Origin of the sequence: Aromatoleum toluvorans, from assembly GCF_012910905.1 — a bacterium.
In the GTDB taxonomy this organism is placed as follows: domain Bacteria; phylum Pseudomonadota; class Gammaproteobacteria; order Burkholderiales; family Rhodocyclaceae; genus Aromatoleum; species Aromatoleum toluvorans.
In genome coordinates this window covers 1-3,390 of record NZ_WTVN01000078.1, presented here as the reverse complement: position 1 = coordinate 3,390, position 3,390 = coordinate 1, and the positions used below count along the sequence as shown (strand labels likewise).

The following is a 3,390-nucleotide window of genomic DNA, read 5'->3' as shown; positions in this document are numbered from 1 at the left end:
GCACGTTGAACACGCCCCGAACAACCGTCTGCGCGAACCATTCCGCGAGCGCTCCGACGAAGTTCTCAGGCCGAACGTTGCCGAGGGCGATCACCGACGACGAGTTCGTCATTTATTCAGCGTCTCCCTAAGAGCTGACTCAATGGACGAGGATTGGGGCTACCGCATCATATTTGGTGCGCCGGACCTAAATTCGAAGGTTTCGGTCTGTTGCAGCCACGTCGAGGACAATCAATGGAGCTGCTTTTGTGCCCCTTATAGGTCCTTCGCAGATAAGTTGCTGCGCCGTCCTCTCCCCGTGCGGGAAATGGAGCATGTCATTCGCGCCATAGACCATCTTCTCGCCAATACTCCAGCCATGTTTGACGTAGAGTGGTTTGAGAATGATGCAAGGTTGCAGGAGTTCAATCATGGCCCCCGTGCGTTTCCCGGCTCATAGGGCTAACAATTCATTCAAGCCGAAGCCGCTTCGCGGCTCGGCTTAATTCAGGCGTTAGCCCCTTCTGCTGACCGAATTATCCCTTTATCCCGCCCATATCGTGAAAGCAAAGACCAAATGAATAATGAGGAATGGAAGCCGATCGCGGCGCTTACTGAGCCCTACAACGACGCCCTCAACTACAAAACCAAGGCACAAAAGGAATTCTTCAATAGGCTATTCCTTCGCACAGAAGAACTACGCAAGTGCCTTGCCCCCGCAACATACTTTCTGATGGGTGAAAAGGGGACAGGCAAGACTGCCTATGCCGTCTATCTTGAAAACAACTCCATTGACGAAGTCCGATCTCAAGTTACGACGATGACCGAAACGCAATACAAGCGTTTCATTGAGCTGAAGCGGAACGGCAAGCTGACATACAGCGATTATGCCAACATCTGGAGATCAATGCTCCTATTCCTGGTCGGCCGCATGCTGGTCATGAAGTCCAAGAACTTCCTACACAAGATTACTGGCAAGTTCACTCGAGTCGAGCAAGAAATTGCGAAGTGGAACAAAAACGCTTTGAATCCAGAAATTGAAAGTGCATTCGAGGCGATCAGTAGTGAGGTATTCAATGCAAAGATCAAGGCCGAAGGCGTTGGCGAAGCTGGTGGAGAGCTTCGTGCGCAACACACTGAGAAGAATCCCACCATTCGCCACCACCTACTCGAAACCGAGAACTCATTGAAAGAGGCAATTTCGTCGCTCACCATCTCCAAAGGCCATATCCTCTTCGTTGATGGCATCGACTATCGCCCCGAGTCAGTGCCCTACTCGGAATATCTTGAATGCATCAAGGGGCTTGGGGAAGCGGTGTGGCAACTGAATACCGAGTTCTTCGGATCTATTAAGGACTCAAAGGGCCGAATCAAAGTTGTTCTGCTTGTCCGGCCTGATGTATTCCACGCCCTTAATCTCTATAACTCCAATTCTCGGCTTCAAGACAACACAGTGTTTCTCGACTGGGCTACAAATGAGCGCGAATATGAAAGTTCGAAGCTGTATGAGGTAAGCGGCAAGTACTTTTCGACACAGCAGCCGATGGACGTAAGCCCGCACAAAGCATGGGATCATTACTACGATGAAGCTCGGACAAACGGCGCCACCTTCAAAAAGCTTTTGAAAACAACTTTTCAAAAGCCGCGCGACATTCTGACCTTCGTTCGACTCACGAGATCGTTGGCCATAAAGTCGGGCGATGGCAGCGAAACTGCGTTCGCCCATGAATTGCGAACGAATCCAGCATTCACCCGTGAGTTCTCGGATTACCTGCTTGGTGAAGTCCGAAACTATGCGGCGTTCTACATGACCCAAGAAGACTTTGGTCGTTACATCAAATTCTTCCAATACTTGAATGGCAAGAGTCGTTTTTCGATGGCTGAGTTCGAAGAGGCATACCAGCGGTTCAAGAACTGGGTGAAGGGCGAACCAATTAAGGCCACTGAATACCTGCGCGATCCAGAAGCGCTCCTGCAGTTCTTCTATGACGTCAACGTCGTCGGATATAGCGAAGCGGCAGCTACAGATTATGAAGTTTTCTTTCATTGGTCGTACCGTGAGCGATCGTTAAATAACATCGCCCCAAAGGTAAAAACAACTGGAACCCTCATTCTGAATCCTGGTATTGCCAAGGCCCTCGACATTGGCAAGCAGATGACTGTCAAAAGCAGCGGTACGCAACAGCGCGCACCCCGTTCAAGAAGTCCGCGCGGCCATGGGAAGTCGCCGGTACGTAAGGCCCGAAAGGGCTAACCCATCATTCCACCGGACCTGCGCGAAAAGCGGCGCAGGCCGTTGAATTCAGACGTTGGGCCTCGTCAGTGGCACTCCGAAGATCATCAATGGCATCCGCACTAAAGCATCTTGTCCGAGCACTTCTTTGCGTTCCCGCAGTCGCGCTAGCGTCGTCCGCTGCCTTTGATGTGCAGACGACGTCCACGTCGGTTGTTATTAAGAACACCACGTCGGACAGCTATATGGAGATGCTAATTAATGTAGGTGGCTGCGGAAAGAAGGTAATGGCAGGGCCGGGTCGCGTTGTAACTGTTCCGACGGAGGGCGCTCGGCGCGATGTCGAGGTTAAATCAGTCAAGCTGACGCCGATGCGTCAATTGCGAACAGAAGCAAACCTCAATCCACAACCGGTGCCGCAGCCGGTAACGGACCCAAAGATCCTTGCCTCCATGCGACCAGTGTGCCTCGATCTGAAGTGATGAGAATGTATGCCCATCGCAGAGCTAACGGTCGAGGCCCAACCACTGCTTGCAGCGGACCGTCAAAAGCTGCGCTTTTGTCGTCCGCTGAAGGCCAACGTTAGTTTTTTACCAAGGAAGAAGCGTTATGAATTTTACAAAGTTTGTCTCTGTAGTGTTTGTCGCAGCCCTTGCCGCAGGATGTGCAAGCGTTGGAAATGAGCAGCTACGCAACGAAACTGAATCGTCGATTCAGGGAAAGATCGTCGAAGGAAAGACAACCAAATCTCAAGTTAGAGCGACCTTCGGATCGCCTCTCAAGACAACATTTACTGATGGGGGACTTGAGGTTGCGACTTATGAGTTCACGAACGTTTCAGCGGATGCTATATCGTATATTCCCATCGTTAATATGTTTGGTGCATCCGCCAGCGGAAAGAAAAAGGAACTGGTCGTTCTATTTGACAAATCAGGTGTCGTTCAACGTTATTCGATGAGCGAGTCGGATGTGAAACAGAAAACAGGGCTCTTCAACAACTAACCCATCCCCACGGGACGGTGAAAAAGCTGACGCTTTTTCACCGTCCGCCTACTTAATGAAATGGACTCCCCCTCCCGTCTTCGGGAAACTGGCTGTATCGCAGCGTGAGCCGCTGCTGGTCTGCAAGAAGGAGGTGTGCCATGACGATTACCCGCATCGGTCTCGATATCGCGAAG

General features: G+C 51.2%; 3 protein-coding genes. All 3 read left to right on the top strand.

What is annotated here, in order from left to right; translation table 11 throughout:
- The first annotated feature begins 556 nt into the window (after window positions 1-556).
- The 3 genes from GPA22_RS22665 (at window position 557) to GPA22_RS22310 (ending at window position 3,214) form a co-directional block, all read left to right on the top strand.
- On the top strand, window positions 557-2,233 hold the full coding sequence (locus GPA22_RS22665; RefSeq protein WP_211169306.1) for a P-loop ATPase, Sll1717 family: 1,677 nt from the start codon (window positions 557-559) through the stop codon (window positions 2,231-2,233).
- 89 nt (window positions 2,234-2,322) lie between these two features.
- Window positions 2,323-2,694, top strand: a complete 372-nt coding sequence (locus GPA22_RS22315; protein ID WP_169258265.1) for a hypothetical protein — start codon at window positions 2,323-2,325, stop codon at window positions 2,692-2,694.
- Window positions 2,695-2,821: 127 nt separating this feature from the next.
- Entirely contained in the window at window positions 2,822-3,214 is a 393-nt protein-coding gene (locus GPA22_RS22310; protein WP_169258264.1) for a hypothetical protein, read from the top strand.
- Window positions 3,215-3,390: the final 176 nt, after the last annotated feature.

Excerpts from the sequence above, each read along its gene's own strand:
- GPA22_RS22665 (WP_211169306.1), top strand. The coding sequence starts at position 557 with ATGAATAATGAGGAATGGAAGCCGATCGCGGCGCTTACTGAGCCCTAC.
- GPA22_RS22315 (WP_169258265.1), top strand. The coding sequence starts at position 2,323 with ATGGCATCCGCACTAAAGCATCTTGTCCGAGCACTTCTTTGCGTTCCC.
- GPA22_RS22310 (WP_169258264.1), top strand. The coding sequence starts at position 2,822 with ATGAATTTTACAAAGTTTGTCTCTGTAGTGTTTGTCGCAGCCCTTGCC.